This window comes from Akkermansia sp. RCC_12PD (assembly GCF_036417355.1).
In the GTDB taxonomy this organism is placed as follows: Bacteria; Verrucomicrobiota; Verrucomicrobiia; order Verrucomicrobiales; family Akkermansiaceae; genus Akkermansia.
This window is the reverse complement of the sequence record NZ_CP143889.1, coordinates 1,774,283-1,794,732: the sequence shown is the minus strand read 5'-3', so window position 1 is coordinate 1,794,732 and position 20,450 is coordinate 1,774,283. Positions and strand designations below refer to the sequence as shown.

Here is a 20,450-nt window from a genome sequence, read left to right as displayed (position 1 = left end):
TATTTTCCAAAAGAGAAAACACATTAGAAAGGTCTTGCCAGATTTTTCTGAATGCGAAAAATGCGCGCATGGATGATATGAAGTCCAGCATCAGGAAGTTTCTGGCCCTCACAAAAATGACTAGGGATGAATTCGCCGATCTTTGCGGCGTAAGCAAAAGCCAGGTTGACAAGTGGCTATCCACCGTACCCATCCCTGCTGCACGACAACGTCTCATTGACAGAATCATGAAGGAAGAGTACGCCAAACACGCTCGTGCAGCTCAGATCAAAAATCCAAACAGCATCCATGTTCCGGTAACTCCACAGCGATATGAAAAGTTCAGATCGGAAGCGGAAAGACATGGATTAACCGTACCGGAATGGGCCAGTGAAGCTTTGGACGCACTTTCCAACATCAAGTGCAAAAGGTAGGAAGCCGGCCCGGACGCTCAACCCAATCATATGGAAAGGAAGAATGGAGAGCTGAATATTCAGTGCCCAACCTGCACGCAATTACCAAATCCCCAGTAATTTCATGTCAGACGACGAAATACGCGCTACAGTCAGGGAATGGCTTCAATGCCAGCATTGTAAGTCCTATCAACTGGCCGGGGAAATAGGAATCCGCCCTCAGACGTTTTACGCCCAGATGAGCGTACGCAAAATATCCGATAATACCAAAAGAGCGCTCGCCCGGATTATTCCGGCGCTGATGTCCGAGCCCGATTTGCGCCTGTCGTCTTTTCCGGATAGAAACGACCCCGAACGCCTCAAAGTCAAGGAGTGGCTCAAAGCTCATGGTAAAACGCGGCAGTGGTTGGCGAAACAATGCCGGGTTTCCGTTCGGACCGTGCATACTTGGTTTTCAGCCAGCGGAAGAATTCCAGCCACGCAGTCCCTGTTTATTGAGAAGCTGATGCAGGAAAATGTTTCGCGACCTATGTCCCCGCATGCGTTTTCCGTCAATTTTTCCGAGGCGGAGATGTCCATCATCCATAAATTCCAGAAACTCCATCCCGGCATAGACCTGAACACGTACGGCATGTACAAGATTCTGGAATTATGTATCCACACACTTTTACAGGACGAACACAGCCGCCCCGAATTCGTGCCGGCCTCTTCCAGCATTCCGGGAAATTGCCTTCAGACGGCTGAAAGACCTTTTCCCGCAGGGAGACAGAACGCGGGCATGCTCCATAAAAGGCAAACCCCGCAAGCTTGCGGCTTACGGGGTTTATAGTGGCACGTCCAACTGGATTCGAACCAGTGACCCACTGCTTAGAAGGCAGTTGCTCTATCCAACTGAGCTATGGACGCATGGCGTGGAAGGAGAGTAGCAAAGATGCTCTCGGCTTGGCAAGCCCGTATCCATAAAAAACGGCGTTCCGGCTGCCGTTCAGGCATTATCCGGAAAAGACATGCCCGCAAGTTCCTGTCCGAATTTTCCCACCAGAGGTTCCTGATGGGAGAACATCCGCTCTCTTTCCTCTGGCTCCGTGTCGATGTAACCGTGCAGATGCAACAGGCCATGCACCATGTACCGGAAGAGTTCCCGGCAAACGGGTTCGTTGTATTCCACCGCCTGGCGAACGGCGGTATCATAGCTGACGACGATTTCTCCAAGTCCGTCTCCATGAGGGAAGGTGATGACGTCCGTTTCAGAGGGGTCATCCAGAAAACGGGCATGCACATCCCGGATGGAGTCATCATCCACGATACTTATTTCCACTTCCTCCAGACCGGAGAGGACAGGAACAGGGCCTTCCGGCAAGGCCAGTACGGCAGGCAGGCAATTATTCAGGGCCAAAGACAGGGATCCCATGACGGCAGGCGGAATGCGCCCTTCCTCCAAATGACTGTAAAGCTCAAGATGCGGGTTCATCCTTTTCCTCTTTCCCTGGCTTTTCCTCTTCCGGTTTTTCAGCATTTTTCGCGCCGACGGCGTCATCCGGCAATTCCATGATGCCGGGAGAAGATTCGCCTTCTTGCGTCTTTCCTTCCTGTTTCTCGGAATCTTCCTGCTCGGGAGTTTTCGAGTTTTTTTCTATTTTTGCTTCCGGACTATGGGCAGGGGAAGGATACGCAATACGGTTGTGATGGATGCTTTTCAGCGTCTGAATGAAACTATTCCGGATTTTCTTAAGGTCTCCGAAGGTAAGACCGCTGTCATCCAAATGACCGTCCACTACTCTCTGCTTGAGCAGGTCATCCACTTTTTTCTGCATTTCCTCGCAGGAAACCCTGCCCATGGAGCGCGTAGCGCTTTCCACAATATCCGCCAGGCTGACGATGCCCGTCTCCTTGCTTTGCGGATTCGGTCCCTTGTAGCGGAAGTTGGATTCCACCACTTCCGGAACATCATCCGGAGAGGCGAGTCCGCTTTCCACCCTGCTCAGGATTTCGTCACGGTATTGAAGGGCTTTCCGATAGAAGAAGTATGCCAGGGATGTGCCGTGGTGCTGTTCGATGGCATCCACCAAAGGCCGCGGCAGGTTGTTGGCCCTGGCCATTTCCACACCGTCACTGACATGGTCAATGATGATGCGGGCGCTCATGCTGGGCGTGAGTTCATCATGGGGATTGGGGCCGTCCATGATGTTTTCAATGAAATAAAGGGGATTCTGCACCTTGCCGATGTCATGGTAGTAGGCCGCCACCCGGCATTCGATGGGGTTGGCACCGATGGCCTCGGCCGCAGCTTCCGCAAGCTGGGCAACCATCAGGCAATGGTGGAAGGTTCCCGGCGCCTCCATTTGCAGACGCTTCATGAGGGGACGGTTCATATCCGCCATTTCCAGCCAGGAGATGGGAGTGATGATTTTAAAGACACCCTCTATGATGGGAAGCACCCCGCTGATCAGCACGCTGGTGAGCATGCTGATGCCGAAGGATACCGCTACGCATACCAGTACGCCCACCAGGTCGGAATCCCACGCCTGGAGGTTGACCACTCCCATGATGCAGCTCAGCACCATGATGAGCAATCCTACAAAGAATCCCGCCCGCAACAATTGGGCACGATTTCTCAAGTTGTGCGTAAGAAGTACCGTGAGCATGCCGGACAGGGAACTCAAGATCCAGAACTGGACCTGTTTTTCCGGCATGTATTGCTCAGGCAGTATAAAGAAGCCGCCGAGCATGCAGATGCTGATGGTGGCGAACATTCCCAGCAGCGGCCCCAGAAGCACCGTCACAATCAGCGGAGCCATCATGTAAGGCAGGTAGAGAAGCTCATTGCCTATGTCGGACGTGATGCCCGACGTCACGTGACGAATAAGTCCGAAGAAGAGCAATTGCACCAGAACAGTGCCCCAAGTAACTACAAAAGTTTTATTTTTTTTGCGCTGGGACCCGGCACAGAGCCAATACATGGGCATTAATGCCAGCGTCACGGAAAAAAGCAGAAAAGCCTCGGAAACATGGTGCCACAAGGACCTGCCCCAATGCGGACTGTAACTGCCCATCCATTGCAGGATAATGAAAACCAGGACGCACAAGGCAACGGAAACCACGGGATTGGAATCCAGGCGGTCGCCCGGGGTATGCTGGACTCCGGCAACCGTTTCCGGTCCCTTGCCTTCTTCCGCCGCGGCGTTTTTTTTCAAAAGATGAAACATGATTGATTATTTGGGGTACACTTCCGAGATTTCCGGAATGGTACCCAGTTTGGCCATCTCCTCTTCAATGAGGGGATTGACACCCGTATGCACCATTTCCATGGAAACGCGCAAGGCATTGCGGATGGCTACGGGGGAGGAACTGCCGTGCGCGATGATGGTGACGCCCTTCACTCCCAGCAGGGGGCTGCCGCCTACGGCATCCGCAGAGAGGCGCGTCTTCATGGCCCGGAACGCCCCGGACGCACAGGCCGCTCCCATCATCCGGAGGGGATTCGCCTGGAGTTCCATTTTAAGCCATTTGCCAAATGCCTTGGCCGTGGCTTCACAGGTTTTCAGCAGAACATTGCCGGTAAATCCGTCCGTCAGAACTACGTCTATTTCGTGCTCAAAGAGATCGTGGCCTTCCACATTGCCCACAAATTCAAAGGGGAGCACGCCGCGCTCCTCCAGATGCTTCAGCAATGCAAAAGTGCCTTTGGTGAAATCCGTTCCTTTTTCATCCTCGGACCCGTTGCTCATGATACCCACTTTCGGCACGGGCTTGCCATAAACGGTGCGTGCCAGAATGCCGGCCATAACGGCATATCCCACCAGATGCCGGGGCTTGGCATCCGGGTTGGCGCCGGTGTCCGTCACATTACAGACTCCGAATTCATTGGGAAGCTGCGTCACGATTCCGGCGCGTTCCACTCCGTTGAGCAGACGGAGCTTAATGGTGGCGGCCGCTACGGCCGCTCCCGTGTTGCCGGCGCTGACAACAGCATCCGCATCCCCTGATTTGACAAGATCCACGGAGACGGACATGGAAGAGTTTTTCTTCTGCCGGACGGCCATCAGACCGGATTCATTCATTTCCACTACTTCCGCCGCGGGCACGATCTCCACACGCGGGCCGGACAAGCCCCAGCGGTCGCAGGAATTGCGCACCATATCCTCCCTGCCTACGAGATAGATTTTTTCAATGAGGGGGAAGTCCTGCAGGGCCCGTTTCGCCCCGTCCATGTTAATATCGGGCGCATTGTCGCCGCCCATCACATCCAGTGCAATCTTCATACGTATTTGTTGAAGAAATATGTTAGCAGAAAAACACTCCGCTTCAAGCAAGTTCAGCCGCTTTGCGAAGCAAAAGCGGCTGAGGGTTCAAAATCATTACGCCGCGGTACGGCGGAAAATTTTTTAAAGTTGTTCAGGATCGCAGGCTCAGGCTTCCGCCTTCACCACGATTTCCTTGCCGGAACGAGTCGTGTAGGTGCCGCAACTCGGACAAGCGGTATGACCGGGGATGCTGCTGCCGCAATTCTGGCATTTGCGAAGCTTCGGAGCACGCCATGCCTGGGCGGCAAGGCGGGTACGCTGCTTCATCTTGGACGTTCTGCGCTTTGGTGCTGCCATAATTTTAGTTGGTAAAAAGGTGATTAATGCTGGTCCCCCAGTTCATTGAGGGCGTCCCACACGCCGCTGTTTTCAATCGGGGCAGGACTGTTTACACCCGTTTGCCCCTGTTTGTCCACTCCAAAATACGGAGTTTTCGCCATACAGTCGTTTTCCATGCCGCCGTCCGCACATTTCGGGTATGCAGGAAAGTCCAGCACGATTTCTTCCCTCATGGCATCAGATACATCTACAACCGTTTGATTGTCAATTTCAAAAGAAGATGCAAAATCCTCCACTTCCACCACGTAGTCAAAGTGACCCAGGCAGCGGACGCAACGGAATTTGAAGGGAGCGGAAATTTTTCCTCTCACGAACAGTTCATTTTCAAACCTCTGAACCTGCAAGTCAAAGGCAAGCGGCCCGATGGACGTGACTTCTTCATCATCTATGCCGAAGATTTCCGAATCCAGCTCCCCGCTGTATTTTTTCCCCGCTTCCGGCAAATTCTCAAGTTCTACCAGCAATCTTTTCATAAATGCATCTTACAGGCTGATTCCGTACCTGACAAGCAGACAGGGCGGCACGCGCATCCGCAGAAGCAGGAATGACACGTGCGCTCCGGCGTCCGGAAAGAGAGAAAGTTCCTGCGGCCTAGCCGGGAGGCCATTCCAGCTTTCTCCCGGCCAGGATGTGCATGTGCAAATGCGGAACGGCCTCTCCGGCGTCGGGGCCGTTATTGATAACGAGACGAAAGCCGGATTCATCAATACCCAGGCTGCGGGCGATTTTGCCTGCGGCCAGCATCATGTGGCCCAGCAGGGCACCATCCCCTTCATCGGCCAGGGACAGGCGTGGAATGGGCTTGCGGGGAACGAGCAGCAGATGCGTGGGAGCCTGGGGACCGATGTCCCGGAAGCAGACGCACTGATCGTCCTGATAGACAATGTCCGCAGGAATTTCCCTGGCACAAATTTTTTCAAACAGCGTGGAAGACATGGCATCAAAAAGAAGTCGTCAGGTTGTTTACCATTTTGCAGGGGGGTTGAACAGATTATTCCCTGGCGGCGGAGGCCCGGCGCAGGCGGTCCATGATGGCGCGGCCCAGTCCCGCTTCCGGAACGGGTTCCGCCACAATGACGTCAATGGCCCCCTTTTCATCCATCTGCCTCATGAGGGCGAACAGGCGTACGGCGGCTTCCGCCAGACGGCCGCTGCCGGGGCTCATGGCCACCACCTCAGCCCAGTTTCCCTCCTGGGCCAGGTCGGACGTGCCTTCGTAGGAAAGCAGGCCGTAGCGCACTCCCTCCACAGGCGTGAACTCCATGCCGGGCTCCAGCAACATCATGGGCTTGCGCGGCGCGTAATGACTGGCGAGCTGGCCGGGAGCATCTGCCGGGACGGCTTCCGACACGGGACTGGAAGAGGGCTTGCGGCGGATAATCTTCACCATGTTCCTGAACTGTTCCCTGGTGACGGGTCCTTCACGGAGCAATTCCAGGGCAGGCTTTCCCTTGTCGTCCATCATGGGCCGCACGATGGTGCTTTCCAGTCCTTCGGAACAGGCACCGGCATCCAGGATCATTTCAATGCTGCCGCCCAGCTCCTTTTCCACCGCAGAGGCGGAAGTAGGGCTAATGTGGCCGAACCTGTTGGCGCTGGGCGCTGCTACGGGCCTCCCCAAAGCCTTGGCCACGCCGCGCATCGCCGGATGGGCGCTTACCCGCACGGCCACCGTAGGCAACCCGCTGGTGACGATGTCCGGAATAATATCCGCTTTCGGCAAAACCATGGTCAAAGGCCCCGGCCAGAATTTGGATGCCAGGGTGTGCACCAGTTCCCGAAGTTCTTCTGGAATGTTCGTGTATTTCTCGATTTCTTTCCCATGATGCACATGAATGATGAGCGGGTCGAAAGAAGGGCGTCCCTTGACTTCAAAAATTTTAGCCACCGCATCGGGATTCAGGGCATCCGCCCCCAGGCCGTAAACGGTTTCCGTGGGAATCCCCACCAGAGCACCCGCCGCCAGCGCTTCAGCCGCGCGGACATACAGCTTGCGGTTGTCTGAAAGGGGATCCACCTCGAATATGTCGGTTTGCATGGCCCTATCCTTGCCTGAAGGATGCTCCTGCGTCAAGCCAGACATCATCCCCTGCCCTTCCTACGGGCCGGAAAAGGGCATACGGCTAAAAAGTTGTTTTCTCAAGCGGGCGGATTGAGTACACTTGGGGTATGAAGGACCCGGTGCGCCCCCCCCTGCCTAACATCATCCTGATCGGGCTGATGGGGTGCGGCAAAACGACCATCGGGAAGGAATTGCATCGGGAAACGAATCTGCGCTTTACAGATACGGACCAACTAATCGAGCAGCAGGCGGGCATGAGCATTCCGCAGATTTTCAAGACTCACGGAGAATCCCACTTCCGTGACCTGGAAACCGGCGTCCTGCGCCAAATGCAGTCCGGCAGCAGGCACAGCCGCATCATTTCCACAGGCGGCGGCATCACCATCCGCCCGGAGAACCGGAAACTGCTGAAGGAACTGGGGTTCGTGGTCTGGCTTCATACGGATGTGAATACTCTGTACCAGCGCATTTCCCGCTGTTCCAACCGCCCACTGCTGCAAGCTCCGGACCCCAGGGGGGTGCTTGCACGTCTTATGGACGAACGTCTTCCCTTTTATCAGGAAACGGCCCATCTCACCATAGATACGGCCAACCTCCACATTCACGAGATCACTTTCGGCATCCTTGAATCCGCCCGGGTGTTCCGTTCACGCTGATACGGTTGCGTATTCCTTTTCTGTGAGCTTCCCCCAGGGGCTTTCCCTCCTTTTGCAAGAAACAACAAAAGGCGATCCTCACAGGAGGAACGCCTTCAGGGAAAGCTGAACGGTTATGCGGCTCAGGCCTTGCGGGCCTTGCGGATCATGGAGTTCACCGTTTCAGACGGCTGGGCGCCGTTGGAAAGCCACTTGTCAACCTTTTCCAGGTCGATGGTGTAGTTGACGCCTTCCTGCATGGGATCATAGGTGCCTACCTGTTCGATGTAACGGCCGTCGCGGCGAGCGCGGCTGTCTACCACTACGATTTTATAGTAAGGACGGTCCTTGGAACCCTGACGGTTGAGTCTGATTGCTACTGCCATATCAATTTTAAATAAAAGATGTTAATGAGAACTCCCGCGGTTTGTCGCTCGCATGCGTGCACGGTCAGCTTCCCATTGCGGGTGCAGATGTATGCGATATAATGGGATCATTGTCAACACCAGAGTTATTTTCCAGCAAAAAAACCTTTGCACCCCTTCTTCCCTTCATTACGGAAAACTTTCCACAGCCATACGCCCGAAGGAGTACAGCATGCTGAAGCCGAATCCGGCAAGCGCCAGGGACAAGGCGGCGTCCACCCAATTGGCATGGCGGTCATAAAAAATCCGGATGGGATGCCAGCGGAATACCAGCGCCCAGAGTATCCACCCCACCGTGCCCGTAACCACGATGAGCATCCCGATGAAGAAGGCGTAGGACACGGAATGGTTCTTCTCCAGCAGAGGGGAGGACAAAGCCACGAAGAAGAAAGTGGCCTTGGGATTCATCAGATTAGTCAGCAGGGCGTCCCGGTAAATGGAGGAGGCCGGCGGCAAGCTGTCCCCCGCCGGGACGGAGGGCTTCCCGCCGCGGGGCCATATTTTCCAGGCCAGGTACAGCATCCAGCAGGAAGCCAGGCAGAAAAGCGCCAGACCCAGCGGACTGTGAAAGACGGAGGCCCCTACCGTACACGCCAGCGCGGCATGCGCCACCACGCCCGTGCCGATGCCCAGGGCGGCCATCACCCCGGCTCCAAATCCGTACGCCAGCGTGCTTCTGGTGACGAAAGCCTGGTCGGGACCGGGAGAAGCCTGTGAAAGCAGCAGAATTCCTGCAAAGATGAGTTCTTCCATGAACGAGAAAAGTGAAAATCATGCCCGTGGGTGCGCCTGCCTGTAAACCTCCGCCATTCTGGCGCGCGTCACATGGGTGTATATCTGGGTAGTGGAGAGGGAAGCGTGGCCCAGCAGTTCCTGGACGGAACGCAGGTCCGCCCCGGCATCCAGAATATGCGTGGCGAAGGTATGCCGGATTTTATGGGGGGAAATAGGGAACGGGATGGAGGAAAGCTTTACGTATTTGTCCAGCATCATCTGCACGGCACGGGCGCTGAGGCGGGTGCCTATGCGGGAAACGAAGAGGGGGGAATTCTTCGGCAGCCCGGCCATGGAAGCATACGTTTCCAGGGCGGACAGAGCGGGAGCACCCACAGGCAGAATCCTCTCCTTGCGCCCCTTCCCCATCACGCGCACCCCGCGGAATCGGTGGTCCACGCTGTTGACGTCCAAGCCGACAAGTTCGCTCAACCGCATGCCGCAGGAATAGAAGAGTTCCAGAATAGCAGCATCCCGGTAAGGCAGCCACCCCGGGGCGTTGGGAGGCACCGGTACCTTGTACGGCAATTCCAGCAATTCCACCATCTGGTTGATGGTCAGGAAAACGGGCAGGCTTTTTTTCTTTCTGGGCAGGGAAACGCCCGTCATCGGACTGGCCTCCAGTCCGCAACGCCGCATCATGAACAGGTAAAAACTGCGCAGGGCGGCAAAACGCAGGCGAATGGACGCCGTAGCAGCATCATCCTTCAATTCCTGGAACAGCCAGTCCCTCATCTGTTCAGCCGTGCAGGCTTCCCACGCCGTAAAAGAAGCGCCGGCCCATGTCCGGAACTGGCGCAGGGCGCGGGCATAAACCTCAACAGTATGCGGGGATGCCTGTTTTTCCACCTCCAAATACTGCAAAAAGGCCCGTTCCGGTTCCAGCGGCTGCTCCATGGTGAAACCGAGTTATTCCGATTCTTCCTCCTGCCCTCCGTTCACCGGAGCCTCCAACAGCAGGACCTCGCTAATATTCGCCCTGATAAACAAATCTATGTCGTCCGGCTCTTCCATGGAATACAGAGGGCTGTCCCGGTGACTATTGGCAAGGGCCTGCTCCTTTTCCACGGGACTGAGCGTGCCGTCCTTGTCCAGGTCGTAAAGGTCCATCATTTCCTTCAGTCTGGCCTGGTACAGCACGGCAGCATCTTTCATGACAAGAGCATGTTCCTCCGGGTCAATGCGCCCGTTTCCATTGGCGTCATACTTCTTCAAAAGCATGTTCCTGGTCAGCAGAAAGAGGCCCGGCGCCACCATGAAGCGCTTCTTCCCCGGCGTTCTGATTTCCACCATGGACACGCCCGGTTCCATTCCGGGAGGAGGAGGAGGAGGGGGAGGGCCTCCAGCACGGCGCTTGTCCGGGCCTTCTTCTCCGCCGCGGTCCCTGCGGAACTTTTCCACATGTTCCCGGAATGCCTTGTATTCCTCAGGGGAAAGTTTTCCGTCGCCATCCTTGTCAAACTGCATCAAGAATTTTCTCCGGGCCTCCTGGCGTGCGGCGCGAGCATCCTTCACCAGCCGGGCCTTGTCCTGTTCCGACAAAACGCCCGTTCCCGAGCCGTCATACTCGTCAAGCACCATCTGGCGGATCAGTAGGGTTACCTGCAGGCTTTCCAAACCGGGCCTGGGAACAGGAGGAGCCGCTTCCCACCCCTCCGCAGCAGGGGGTTCAACCTGGGCCGCAGCCTGCGGCAGGAAACCGCACACCAGTGCAGCGGCACATGATAAGATGAAGGACTGAAGCAATTTCATGGTCATTCTTATTAACCCCGCCATGAAAAGACGGTTTCAAAATAAACATCCGCCCCCTGCCGGCGGCCGGCACAAGACGGATGCTGAAAATGCGGAAAACGCGGAAGCGGCGATTACTTCTCAACGTGAACGATCGCGTTCTTTTCCAGCTCAACGATCACGCCTTCCGCAATCTTGAGAGAAACGGTGCGGTCATTGACCTTTTCAATAAAACCGTGAAGGCCCGCATTCGTGACCACCTTGTCCCCGCGCTGCAGGGATGCAATGCGCGCCTGCTGCTCCTTCTGGGCTTTTCTCTGCGGGCGGATCAGCATCACCCAGAACAGAATGATGATGACCACGAACATGAACATGGGACCGCCGAAAATCTGCTCGAAAATATTCGGTTGTTCCGGGGCCGGCTGGCCGGCGGGAACGCTTTCCGTGGCGGTAGTAACGGGAGCGGCAGGAGCTGCCGCGCCATCCTGGGCCTGTGCTAACATGAAGATACTCATAAAATGTCGTTTGCTTGATACCGCGCGATAAATGAATCCTTGAAGGAGCCGAACGTGCCGGCGGCTATGGCCTCACGCGCCTGAGCCATAAGCCGGAGATAGAATTCCAGATTCTGGAAAGAAAGCAACCTTAAAGCGAGTATCTCCCCTGCTTTGAAGAGATGACGCACGTAAGCCCGTGAGAATTGTGTGACATGCGGATGCCCTTCAGAGTCGATGGGGCGGATGTCCGCCGCCCAGCGCTGGTTCTTGATATGCATGGGGCCGTCCGGCGTCAGGGCTACGCCGTGGCGCGCCAGGCGGGTAGGCATCACGCAATCGAACATGTCCACGCCGCGGGCAATCATCTCCAGAAGCTGGGGAGGCGTGCCCAGCCCCATCGCATAGCGGGGCTTGTCCTCCGGCAGCCAGGGAGCGGAATGGTCAATCGCCCGGAGCATCTCATCTTCCGGCTCACCCACGGAAACACCGCCTATTGCATAGCCGTCAAAATCCATGGCAGCCAGTTCCTCCGCACATCGTTTTCTCAAATCCGCGTATACGGACCCCTGAACAATGCCGAAGTGGTGCTGCCGCCCTTCCCCGGAACAGGGCTGGTGTTCCTGCACCCACGCCTTGCACCGCCGCGCCCAGCGGAGCGTGTAGCCCAGGGAGTTTTCCGCATACTTCCGGTCACAGGGATAGGGGGGGGCATTCATCAAAGAGCATGGCAATATCGCTCCCCAGATCCGCCTGTATTTCCATAGATCGTTCCGGACTGAGCATCATGTACGCGCCGTCCAGATGGTTCTGGAAACGCACGCCCTCTTCCGTGATCTTGCGGAGCTTCGCCAGCGACCAGACCTGAAAGCCCCCGGAATCTGTCAGAATGGGACGGTTCCAGGAGGAAAAACGGTGCAGTCCCCCCATTTCCCTGATCAATCCGGAACCGGGACGGAGAGACAAATGATACGTATTCCCCAGGATAATTTGCGCGCCCAGACTTTCCAAATCCTGGGAATGCAGGGTTTTTACGGAGCCCTGCGTTCCTACCGGCATAAAAATGGGTGTCTGCACCCGGCCGTGGGGCAATTCAAGCGTACCCAGACGCGCGTTTGTGGAAGAATCTTTCTGATGAAGCGTAAAAGGCATGAAATCAGGCTTTCTGGCGTTTGATAAAACGGGCGGAGTAGGTGGGCTTCCCCATGGATTCCCATTGAAGCTGGAAATCCGTCTTCGGATAAAAGAACTCCCCTTCCTCCCAATTCCCGCGGCTGAACAGGCCGCAGCGTTCCGCACGGTCCAGTACCCACAGGAAATATTCCTCATGGTCCGTCTTGAACAGAAACTCCCCGCCATCCGCCAGGGAACGGTGCAGCACGGGCATGAAATCATCCTGCACCAAGCGGTTCTTGTGGTGCCTCTCCTTGGGCCAGGGGTCCGGGAACAAGTAATGCAATCTGGAAATCCGGCCTGGCCATATCAGCCATTCCAAAAAATAACGGCTCTCCACCCGGAATATCTTCACGTTGTCCAGACCGCGGGACGCCGCCTTGGAACACACGCTCCGCACCCGTCCCAACAATCTCTCAACACCTAGAAAACGGCGTTCCGGATAATATTCCGCCATCTGAAGAAGAAAACCTCCGTCCCCGCACCCCAAGTCCACTTCAAACAGGCCGTCTTCCCCGAAAATCTCGGAGGGGGTCAGCGCGCCAAAATAGTCTTCCGGAATAAATGCAGGCTCTGTCATGGGAATCAATGTGCGCATAAGATGCGTTACAAACCGGACTCTGTCAAATGAGAAGAGCTCCCTCCGCAACATGGCGCAAGGGAGCTCTAAAAAGTGCGGTCAAACGGTCCTGCGTCAGTTCCGACAGTAAAGGCGGTTGTAAATTTTACGGTCAAAGCGGTAGTAGCGCGCCGCGCGGTGCGCCACCCCCTCCTCCTTTTCGTCCAACTGAACGATATACGGCCTTGCGGCTATCTTCTTGTGGAAATTGCGCACATCCATGGACTTGCCATGAATTTCCTCATTCAGCCTCCGGAGTTGAAGAGCAGTAAACTTGGAAGGCAGCATGTCGTAAATCAGGGCCGGCTCCTTCTTCACGGCTGAACGTACCCTTTCCAGAGCCAGTTCAACAATGTCCCGGTGGTCAAAAGCCAGCTCCGGCAGATCATCCACGGGCACCCACCGGGTCTTGTGGCTCTCCATCAGCTTGCGCAGCTTGGTTGAAATCCTCAGCATGGCCATATAGGCTACTGTCACCAGCCGGCCGATCTTCCGTCCGGACGTGGCTTCCACCCATTCCCTGTCCGCCGGGTTCTTGATCCGCGAAGGGGAGCCGAACGTATGGAATTGCTCCAAATGGGGAGAGGACATGCCAGTCATGTCAAACAGGATGCGGCGGGCAGCCGCGTCAAGCTCCTCGTCCTCATAAATCAAATCTCCGGGAAGCTTGGAAATGGCTCCCGTATGGCCCGGATCAACATGCGTCTTTTCGACCAGGAGGACCTTCAGTCCTTCCTCGTCGAACCCCATCAACACACAATCCACTGAGAGATGCGGATAAAATGCTTGTCTGTTCATTATATAATCTATTGTAGTAAGTTGCCAGCAACGCCTCCGAAGCTACGCAAGCATGTAAACCAAGTCAACCCAAATCAACTAACAAGCACATCCCGTCCAGCTAAAGGCCAGAACCGGCAAGACGGAGCCGTTCCGCTGCTTCCCTCCAGGGAGCATAACGTCTGCAAAAAAGGAAAAACACAGCGGCGGCTTGCATTTTACGATGTTCCTTCCCTATAACTACAACATGCATGCGGGCATCATCAGGGGGACGGCCATGCTGGCGGGGCTCTTATGGCTGGCCGCCTGTTCGTCCTCCCCCAAAAGCCGGGACTATCCCGGCTACATGACGCGTCCATACACCATACGGGGCCACCGCTACCATCCCATGAGCGTGGAACAGGCCCTGGGATTTGAGCAAACAGGTATTGCCTCCCACTATAATGAGTGTTCCCTTTGGGGCCTTGTCAGCGGATCGACGGCCATCGGGGAAAACGTCCGGCCCTGGCACCTGCATGCGGCTCATCCCACCCTCCCCCTGCCCTGCGAAGTGCTTGTCCAATCCCTGCGCACGGGAAAATCTGTTAAAGTCCGCGTCAACGACCGGGGACCGTTCGTCAGGAACCGCATCATCGACTTGAGTGAAAAAGCCGCCGAGCGCCTGGACATGAAACACCACGGCCTGGACAGAGTAAGAATTACCGTTCTGTCCGTGGGGGACGGCAAATGGAAACGGGAAGCGCCGCCCCTGGCCACACCCGCCTGAATCATTTCAAGACGGACTGCGTGGTCTTGAAATGCATCTTGGCCACCTTCGGCAGCATCTCTTCCCCATGCGTGGCTACAAGCCGGCGGCCGGCCTTCACCACTTGTCCGGACGCGCCGAGCGGCAGCTTCATTCCGGCAGCCTCTCCCGCGGCATCCATCCAGTTTACAAAGCGCTCGCGCGCCAAAATGGAAGCGGCGGCTACCGCGACATCACTCTCCGCCTTGGTTCGCTGTTCCAGACGGATGGCCAGCTTCTTGGCGGCCAGCGCCCTTTTCAGGACGAAAGGATTGGCAAACTGGTCGCTCAGCGCCATGGGGCAGTCCGGCACCTTTCCCACCAGCCCCTCAATGACAGTGGCATGCCCCCAGGCCAGAAAACGGTTCAAATTCTTGAATTCGGGATAAAGCTGATTATACCGTTCCGGCCCGATGCTCACCAAATGGAACCGGATGCCGGGAACCTTGCGGATTCCCTCCGCCAGAGAACGAATTCGGGAAGAAGTGGACACCAGCTTGCTGTCGCATACGCCCAATTTCCGCAAAGCCGCCCCTATGCGCGCGTCCGCATACACTCCGGCGACAACCAGCGGGCCGAAGTAGTCGCCCTTGCCGCTCTCATCAATGCCGAAGTGGGCCGTACACGCCTCTTTTGCCTCTTCCTCCGCTACGGACAGAAGGCCGGTTACTTGCGGTTCCAGGATGAATTCGACAAACTCATCCGTCCCTTTACCCTGCACGAGAAGCTTGTTCTTTTTTTCATACACTGTCACTAGAAGGGAGGGGCCGGAAAAGGAAAAACGGGCGTAGGGCACCTGCTGCCTTTCAAAACCCTTTGTATCAAGAATAGCCTCCAGTTTTCCGGCCTGGATGCCGGTCAGCATGGTTGTAAAAGTGGTGCGCATACGCTTTCTTCTCTGCTCCGGATATCCGGGGAACAATAATGGAAAGCATGCAAACAAGGAGGGTCAAGCAAATTCCCTGCATCACCCAGTTGAATACGCAAAAATCAAGCATGCCACGGATTCTGTTATTTTTTAGGAGACAAATCATCCCCCGTGAACTATAAAACTCATACATTCATATCATTCTGCACTTCATATGGCTAAAACATTAACAAAACGAGACCTCGTTAACAAAATCAGCGCCGAAACGAACTTCACTCAGATTGAAGTGTTCGACATCGTACAACGTGCCGTGGACATTATCTCCAGCACCCTTGCGGAGGGAGACCGTGTTGTGATCCGCAACTTCGGCACCTTCCAGGTAAAGGAAGTGAAGCCCAAAGTGGGTCGCAACCCCAAGAACCCCGACCAGGATGTACCGATTCCGGCCCGTTCCGTGGTCAAATTTAAAGTTGGCAAGGAATTGAAGGACCAGGTCGCCAAGCTGACCGCCTCCAAGTAACCCCGGCACAGGGAAAGACAAATTACTCCGGGCGCCTTCATCCTCATGGTGAAGACGCCTTTTTGTTTGCAATTTTCCTCCCAATCGGGAAAATGGGAATGTGAGCATGTTCCGGATAACGCATCTCTGCCTGATTACCGCTGCAGGGCTCTGCTCCTGCGCTACCGAACGTACTGTTACCAACAGCCTGGAAACCAGGAATCAAAAATCCATGGACCTGATGGACCGGTTTGCCGGCGGCTTCTCCGTGCAAAAGGATAAAGACGGGGAAATGAAGATGGTTTCTGAAAAACGGAGCTCTTTTGAAGGCCGCAGATACGGCGGGGAAATTTCCTCCGTTGAGAAAAAAGCCTTTGAAACCTCCGGATTTGAGAAAAAGCAGTTTGACGGTGCGGGAACCAGGTTTGAAACCAAAAAATGGGATGGGACCAAATCCTTCATGGATGGTAAGACGGAAGTCCCGGACTTCATTGCTCATGCCAAGGGAGTGAATACCGGCACCTGGCAGGACGCCACCAAGCAATACGCCATGCGCAAGGCGGAAATTCAGGGACGCACCTGGAAAGAGGCGGACAAACAATTCGGCCATGAAATCAACAGGGACATTGATGCCAAGCGGAAAAATTTTGAACAGCCTTCCATGATGAGCATCCGGGAAGCGCAGGCGCACACCATTCAGGAAACCAGGGAAATGATGGGGCGGACGGACTAGGGAAAACGTGCAGGACGTGATCTCATGCCACATTTCAGATTCGACTTTATTTTCAGCCGCCATCTATACTCCTTCCCGTGAGTGCCAAAGACGTCCCGCCTTCCATTACCCTGCCTACCAGCGATTACTACACCATCGTCAAGATGAGCAATCATGCCGTTGTGGGAGTATTCCGCCAGCATGTCTTTGCCCGCCGTTCCTCCCGCCGCTATGCGCCGCCCATTCCGGAGGAACACGACTTTTACTGCGTGAAAAGAACGCCGGACCGTGTCATGGTGCAAATCTTTCACGATGGCAACGAAGTTTACCGTTGCATTTTTGTACCTCCTGCCGATTATTAACGGCAGGAAAACCATGAAAGCGCCTCTTTTCAGCGTGGGCTTCTGCCTGACAAGTCTGATTACAGCCTGCTCCTCCCCAACAGGACCCAATGCCTGGACGCCCGTAACATCCGGCGCACCCCGAGCCCCTATTCACCAGAACGAGGTTCTGGTCATTGATGAATATCCCATGGGGGAATATACTAATGTGGGACACTTTGACGGTCCGGACGGCCGCATTGTCCATGTTTCCATGGATGACAAGGAATTGATCAACTACTTCACCAAGGAAGCCGCCGCCATGGGAGGCAATACCGTGGTCATCAGGGAACCGCGCATCCGCTACCGCTCCGGAGAAGGCAAAAGCAGCCGGGTGGACGTCATCTACGTGCGGGAGGAAATGGGAACGCACGGGGCGGAAGACCTGGGCATGGATTCCCTGCCCATTGATGAAGAATCCCTGCGGATCTATTAATCCGCAGTTTCAGATACGGACACCCTTCAGCTCCTGTTGGCCGCGCCGCAATGCGGACATTCCGCATGGCTGTTATTCGGAGTAGCGTAAAACCGGTATCTGCATATCCGGCACTGAACCTTGCGGCGCCTTTCCAGAAAAGAACGCACGCACCCCGTCACAAAGCATGCAAACACCACGGCGGCAAAACCGCCGCAGGCAAACAGAAACAGGCGCGTCAGGAAATCCTGGACAGACATATTCATAACTCTTCCGCCTCCTTCCATTCTATGGACATGGTGCCGCTGCGTGGAGCCGCAGAAGGAACCCAGCGCAGGGAACGTACAAACCTCATGGCGGAATCATCCGCACCGGAACTCCCGGAAGAATCCAGCAAAAGTACCTGGGAAGGAACGCCCCACTCGTCCACGACCACAAAAAATTCGCTTCTCAGCCCGGTATGGTCTTCGCTTCTGGCAAAACCATCCAGGACTCCCGACGTCACAATCCGTCCATCCAGGCCGGGAGAATAAAAAGACAAATAGGGAACGCACGTGCCGGAAATGTCCAGAGACGGATTCATCACGGAAAGAATATGAAAATCCGGATACTGCCACATGCGCCACACTTGGTCCGCTACGGTCGGCAACGGCACGGGAGGAAGAAGCTCCAGGGGTGTATCCGATGAACTAAGAGAGGGCAGTGTCACGCCCGTTTCCCCAATGGGTCCAGCCGTCACGGGGTCAGCCCACACCGGTCCTCTTACAGGCAGAGGAGTATTGCGGAGCACATACTGATGCAGGCGGGGATTGTCCGCAGGGAACAAAATGACGGCCGCCGTCTGGTTCGCACGTCTCCGGACACCGGGAACGTCCACATCCACAAACACCGCAGCAACCGACAGACAAACGCCGAAAAACAGCATCCACAACAAAATCCGCCAGCGCAGAATACCAGTCTCACGCCAATCAAACGTCAACCCCAGATGAAGGTCGAAAATCTTGGCCCGGCTCTTTTTGTTCAGCTTCATGCGGAGGGAAGAAAAGATGTCAATCTGCTGGTTCAGTGGCAATATAACACTTCATTCCCCTGGACAGCACCATATTCTCAAGCTGTTCCCTCAGACCGTGGGAAACGGAAGAATCAAGCCGCAGGGCAATGCTCATGCGGTCACCTCCGTCCGTCCCATGGCTGCGGACAATCCGGTCCAGTTCCGCGGCGACTCCGGGCAATCCCCCCTCAATCAGCCGATTTCCGAGGTAAAAGGACGGCTGCTCTCCGGCCGTAACGGAAATAAATTCCACATCTCCCACGATATTCATCAGGAATCCGGAGGCTGGAGCCTTTACCTCGTAACCATACTCCATCCCCACACGGGAAGTCATCACCGTCAGCACACACACAAGAATCACCAGATCCAGCAGAACAATCACCTGCAGGAAAAATGCCCCGGAGGGCAAGGTTGAACGGGTTTTGATCTGCACGTCTCTCCGTCTCCTTTAAACTTTCTCAGTCCCTTCTGCCGGCCATGCGTTCCCCATCCTCGCGCTCCTGGCGGGCGTCGCATACCAGGCAGACGGCTTCTGTTCCGGCACGCTCCAGAGAATGGACCACCTGACGGGCGCGGGAAGCCAGATAACAATAAAACAAATAGGCGGGAATCGCGATGCTCAGCCCAAGGGCGGAACTCAGCAAAGCCTGGAACACGGCGTCAGACATGGCCAGGGTGGGAGCCTTCCCTTCCAGCACTCCGGGCTGGGAATAAAATCCGATCAATCCCTGAATAGTCCCCAGTACACCTACCAGCGGGCTGACTGTAGCCACCACCAGCAATCCGCGGATATTCTTTTCAATCTGGAACACCTCCATCTGAACGGAATCCTCCGCAACCGTGCGCAGTTCCTGGCGCTCCAGCCCGGAATGGGCCAGTACAGAAGAAACTACGCGAGCCTCGGGACCGGGCAGAATGGACGCCTCATGCCTGGCTTCATCCACGTTGCCGGCCTTCACCAGCCTGGAAATGCCCCTTAAAAAATCCCCCGTGTTGATCTGAATCCTGTGGAAATACAAAATACGTTCCGCCACAACCGCCAGGCCGTACACGGCCAGCACGCTCAATACCCAGAACAACGGTCCTATCTTGATGATCAATTCACTCATAACCCACTTTCTCCCGTCAAATCATGCATATTTTTCCTGTCATTTCAATCCAAACCTATGTAGCGCGTACGCCCCGTTTCTGTAAAAGCCGCGTCCCGGCCCATAACACGACAGCTCCTGCTCCCAGCCAGGAACCGAAGGAAAACAGCCATGCCGCGTCAAACAGGCACATGCCTGACAACAATAACCCCACCGCAGCCTGAACGCGCGGCCGCCCCGCCTCACGCCGCGCCACCAGGGAAATTACACAGGTAAACACGGTCAACCCCGCAGCATACCACAGCACGGCATCCGGCAGAACGGCCCTGCCCTCCGCATGGGAAAAAATCAGCCCCGCAACCGTCACCCACAGCCCGCGGCAAAGTCCCATCAGCAGGATGGAGCCGCTCCAGAACTTGTGAAACATATTGTACAGGGAAATAACGATCAGCAGGAGTCCCCCCACGGCAAACTCCCCGCCCAGCAGCATATTCAGCACCAGCCCGGCCAGTCCGGCCATCAGCGCAATCGCTCTTAAAAAAGACGGGCTGACAGCCCCGCACGGAACAGGACGGTCCGGATACCGGCTGGCATCCCAGCGGGCGTCCACCCGGTCATTCTCCCACATGCCGTACAAATAAAAGAACAGCCCCGTCAGCACCACGCCCAGGTAAATGCCGGGTGGCGGCCATTCTCCCCCCGCCACGGCGGCCCATGCCGCCGCCGCATTCGTAAACAGGGTGGGAATATTGGCCGGACGTGCAGAACGGACAGCCCCGTTCAATAAACGGCATTCGTACATCGGCATTTATTTTATATGGAAAACAGACAGCCACCAAGCATATCCACAGTCAGCAGGAAAGGAAGCGCCCGCGCGGACTGTCTTCGGAACCGGCTGGCGGCCATGATACAGCCACTATACATACCC

The 20,450-nt window shown here is 55.7% G+C and carries 30 protein-coding genes and 1 tRNA gene; 8 read left to right on the top strand and 23 right to left on the bottom strand.

Features of this window, described 5'->3' with window-relative positions:
- Positions 1–68: 68 nt before the first annotated feature.
- Together V3C20_RS07615 and V3C20_RS07610 are read left to right on the top strand one after the other, a co-directional pair.
- Complete coding sequence (locus V3C20_RS07615; RefSeq protein WP_149873760.1) at positions 69–413, top strand: hypothetical protein; 345 nt, start codon at positions 69–71, stop codon at positions 411–413.
- Positions 414–630: 217 nt separating this feature from the next.
- On the top strand, positions 631–1,221 hold the full coding sequence (locus tag V3C20_RS07610) for a hypothetical protein (protein ID WP_330935348.1): 591 nt from the start codon (positions 631–633) through the stop codon (positions 1,219–1,221).
- Here V3C20_RS07610 and V3C20_RS07605 read toward each other — a convergent pair.
- From V3C20_RS07605 to V3C20_RS07570, 8 genes are all read right to left on the bottom strand, one after another.
- Positions 1,222–1,298, bottom strand: a tRNA-Arg gene (locus V3C20_RS07605).
- Positions 1,299–1,377: 79 nt separating this feature from the next.
- Entirely contained in the window at positions 1,378–1,863 is a 486-nt protein-coding gene (gene ybeY / locus V3C20_RS07600; protein ID WP_161981212.1) for an rRNA maturation RNase YbeY, read from the bottom strand.
- Positions 1,847–3,598 (bottom strand): HDIG domain-containing metalloprotein, encoded by a 1,752-nt coding sequence (locus V3C20_RS07595; protein WP_130083141.1) that lies wholly within the window; start codon positions 3,596–3,598, stop codon positions 1,847–1,849. Before V3C20_RS07595 ends, ybeY begins: the two co-directional genes overlap by 17 nt.
- A 6-nt stretch (positions 3,599–3,604) precedes the next feature.
- Positions 3,605–4,654 carry a phosphate acyltransferase PlsX gene (gene plsX, locus V3C20_RS07590; protein WP_130083142.1) on the bottom strand — a complete coding sequence of 350 codons (1,050 nt, stop codon included), beginning with the start codon at positions 4,652–4,654 and terminating at the stop codon, positions 3,605–3,607.
- Between the two features lie 147 nt (positions 4,655–4,801).
- Positions 4,802–4,993: a 50S ribosomal protein L32 gene (rpmF, locus tag V3C20_RS07585; RefSeq protein ID WP_067570795.1), complete on the bottom strand. Its 192-nt coding sequence runs from the start codon at positions 4,991–4,993 to the stop codon at positions 4,802–4,804.
- 23 nt (positions 4,994–5,016) lie between these two features.
- Positions 5,017–5,508 (bottom strand): hypothetical protein, encoded by a 492-nt coding sequence (locus tag V3C20_RS07580; protein WP_130083143.1) that lies wholly within the window; start codon positions 5,506–5,508, stop codon positions 5,017–5,019.
- A 118-nt stretch (positions 5,509–5,626) separates the two neighbouring features.
- The gene (locus tag V3C20_RS07575) at positions 5,627–5,971 is read right to left on the bottom strand and encodes a histidine triad nucleotide-binding protein (RefSeq protein ID WP_130083144.1); all 345 of its coding nucleotides are present in this window, start codon (positions 5,969–5,971) and stop codon (positions 5,627–5,629) included.
- Between the two features lie 55 nt (positions 5,972–6,026).
- Entirely contained in the window at positions 6,027–7,073 is a 1,047-nt protein-coding gene (locus V3C20_RS07570; protein ID WP_130083145.1) for an L-threonylcarbamoyladenylate synthase, read from the bottom strand.
- Between the two features lie 131 nt (positions 7,074–7,204).
- Between V3C20_RS07570 and V3C20_RS07565 the strand changes: the two genes are divergently transcribed.
- Positions 7,205–7,753 (top strand): shikimate kinase, encoded by a 549-nt coding sequence (locus tag V3C20_RS07565; protein WP_130083146.1) that lies wholly within the window; start codon positions 7,205–7,207, stop codon positions 7,751–7,753.
- Between the two features lie 122 nt (positions 7,754–7,875).
- On the opposite strand, the gene rpsP is transcribed toward V3C20_RS07565, so the two are convergent.
- The 9 genes from rpsP to V3C20_RS07520 all read right to left on the bottom strand — a co-directional run bounded on the left by rpsP (position 7,876) and on the right by V3C20_RS07520 (position 13,746).
- A complete protein-coding gene (gene rpsP / locus V3C20_RS07560) occupies positions 7,876–8,118 on the bottom strand; it encodes a 30S ribosomal protein S16 (protein WP_067570799.1) in 243 nt (80 codons plus the stop codon).
- A 168-nt stretch (positions 8,119–8,286) separates the two neighbouring features.
- Complete coding sequence (locus V3C20_RS07555) at positions 8,287–8,910, bottom strand: LysE family translocator (RefSeq protein WP_130083147.1); 624 nt, start codon at positions 8,908–8,910, stop codon at positions 8,287–8,289.
- Between the two features lie 18 nt (positions 8,911–8,928).
- Entirely contained in the window at positions 8,929–9,828 is a 900-nt protein-coding gene (locus V3C20_RS07550) for a tyrosine recombinase XerC (protein WP_130083148.1), read from the bottom strand.
- A 12-nt stretch (positions 9,829–9,840) separates the two neighbouring features.
- Positions 9,841–10,683: an EF-hand domain-containing protein gene (locus tag V3C20_RS07545; protein WP_161981213.1), complete on the bottom strand. Its 843-nt coding sequence runs from the start codon at positions 10,681–10,683 to the stop codon at positions 9,841–9,843.
- Positions 10,684–10,796: 113 nt separating this feature from the next.
- Entirely contained in the window at positions 10,797–11,165 is a 369-nt protein-coding gene (gene yajC, locus V3C20_RS07540) for a preprotein translocase subunit YajC (protein WP_231863909.1), read from the bottom strand.
- An 8-nt stretch (positions 11,166–11,173) separates the two neighbouring features.
- The gene (locus V3C20_RS07535; RefSeq protein WP_330935347.1) at positions 11,174–11,875 is read right to left on the bottom strand and encodes a tRNA guanosine(34) transglycosylase Tgt; all 702 of its coding nucleotides are present in this window, start codon (positions 11,873–11,875) and stop codon (positions 11,174–11,176) included.
- Complete coding sequence (locus V3C20_RS07530) at positions 11,850–12,308, bottom strand: tRNA guanosine(34) transglycosylase Tgt (protein WP_330935346.1); 459 nt, start codon at positions 12,306–12,308, stop codon at positions 11,850–11,852. The genes V3C20_RS07535 and V3C20_RS07530 overlap by 26 nt, the downstream gene beginning before the upstream one ends.
- A gap of 4 nt (positions 12,309–12,312) precedes the next feature.
- Positions 12,313–12,909 carry a tRNA (guanosine(46)-N7)-methyltransferase TrmB gene (gene trmB, locus V3C20_RS07525; RefSeq protein ID WP_130083151.1) on the bottom strand — a complete coding sequence of 199 codons (597 nt, stop codon included), beginning with the start codon at positions 12,907–12,909 and terminating at the stop codon, positions 12,313–12,315.
- A 114-nt stretch (positions 12,910–13,023) separates the two neighbouring features.
- Positions 13,024–13,746 (bottom strand): NUDIX domain-containing protein, encoded by a 723-nt coding sequence (locus tag V3C20_RS07520; protein ID WP_130083152.1) that lies wholly within the window; start codon positions 13,744–13,746, stop codon positions 13,024–13,026.
- Positions 13,747–13,948: 202 nt separating this feature from the next.
- On the opposite strand from V3C20_RS07520, the gene V3C20_RS07515 reads away from it, so the two are divergent.
- Positions 13,949–14,491 carry a septal ring lytic transglycosylase RlpA family protein gene (locus tag V3C20_RS07515; RefSeq protein WP_202975642.1) on the top strand — a complete coding sequence of 181 codons (543 nt, stop codon included), beginning with the start codon at positions 13,949–13,951 and terminating at the stop codon, positions 14,489–14,491.
- Between the two features lies 1 nt (position 14,492).
- On the opposite strand, the gene rnhC is transcribed toward V3C20_RS07515, so the two are convergent.
- On the bottom strand, positions 14,493–15,374 hold the full coding sequence (gene rnhC / locus V3C20_RS07510) for a ribonuclease HIII (RefSeq protein WP_215811731.1): 882 nt from the start codon (positions 15,372–15,374) through the stop codon (positions 14,493–14,495).
- Positions 15,375–15,555: 181 nt separating this feature from the next.
- On the opposite strand from rnhC, the gene V3C20_RS07505 reads away from it, so the two are divergent.
- The 4 genes from V3C20_RS07505 (at position 15,556) to V3C20_RS07490 (ending at position 17,404) form a co-directional block, all read left to right on the top strand.
- Positions 15,556–15,897, top strand: a complete 342-nt coding sequence (locus V3C20_RS07505; protein ID WP_306419612.1) for an HU family DNA-binding protein — start codon at positions 15,556–15,558, stop codon at positions 15,895–15,897.
- Between the two features lie 106 nt (positions 15,898–16,003).
- A complete protein-coding gene (locus V3C20_RS07500) occupies positions 16,004–16,609 on the top strand; it encodes a hypothetical protein (RefSeq protein ID WP_130083154.1) in 606 nt (201 codons plus the stop codon).
- 77 nt (positions 16,610–16,686) lie between these two features.
- Complete coding sequence (locus V3C20_RS07495) at positions 16,687–16,950, top strand: hypothetical protein (RefSeq protein WP_067570818.1); 264 nt, start codon at positions 16,687–16,689, stop codon at positions 16,948–16,950.
- Between the two features lie 13 nt (positions 16,951–16,963).
- Positions 16,964–17,404, top strand: coding sequence for a hypothetical protein (locus V3C20_RS07490; RefSeq protein WP_130083155.1), 441 nt, complete (start codon positions 16,964–16,966; stop codon positions 17,402–17,404).
- A 26-nt stretch (positions 17,405–17,430) separates the two neighbouring features.
- Here the strand turns inward: V3C20_RS07490 and V3C20_RS07485 are convergent, their stop codons facing one another.
- The 5 genes from V3C20_RS07485 to V3C20_RS07465 are packed head-to-tail and all read right to left on the bottom strand — an operon-like array spanning position 17,431 to position 20,330.
- Positions 17,431–17,649: a hypothetical protein gene (locus V3C20_RS07485; RefSeq protein ID WP_130083156.1), complete on the bottom strand. Its 219-nt coding sequence runs from the start codon at positions 17,647–17,649 to the stop codon at positions 17,431–17,433.
- Complete coding sequence (locus tag V3C20_RS07480) at positions 17,646–18,413, bottom strand: hypothetical protein (protein WP_130083157.1); 768 nt, start codon at positions 18,411–18,413, stop codon at positions 17,646–17,648. Before V3C20_RS07480 ends, V3C20_RS07485 begins: the two co-directional genes overlap by 4 nt.
- 19 nt (positions 18,414–18,432) lie before the next feature.
- Positions 18,433–18,867, bottom strand: coding sequence for a hypothetical protein (locus tag V3C20_RS07475; RefSeq protein WP_130083158.1), 435 nt, complete (start codon positions 18,865–18,867; stop codon positions 18,433–18,435).
- A gap of 25 nt (positions 18,868–18,892) precedes the next feature.
- Positions 18,893–19,543 carry a MotA/TolQ/ExbB proton channel family protein gene (locus V3C20_RS07470; protein ID WP_130083159.1) on the bottom strand — a complete coding sequence of 217 codons (651 nt, stop codon included), beginning with the start codon at positions 19,541–19,543 and terminating at the stop codon, positions 18,893–18,895.
- 55 nt (positions 19,544–19,598) lie between these two features.
- Complete coding sequence (locus V3C20_RS07465; protein WP_130083160.1) at positions 19,599–20,330, bottom strand: UbiA family prenyltransferase; 732 nt, start codon at positions 20,328–20,330, stop codon at positions 19,599–19,601.
- Positions 20,331–20,450: the final 120 nt, after the last annotated feature.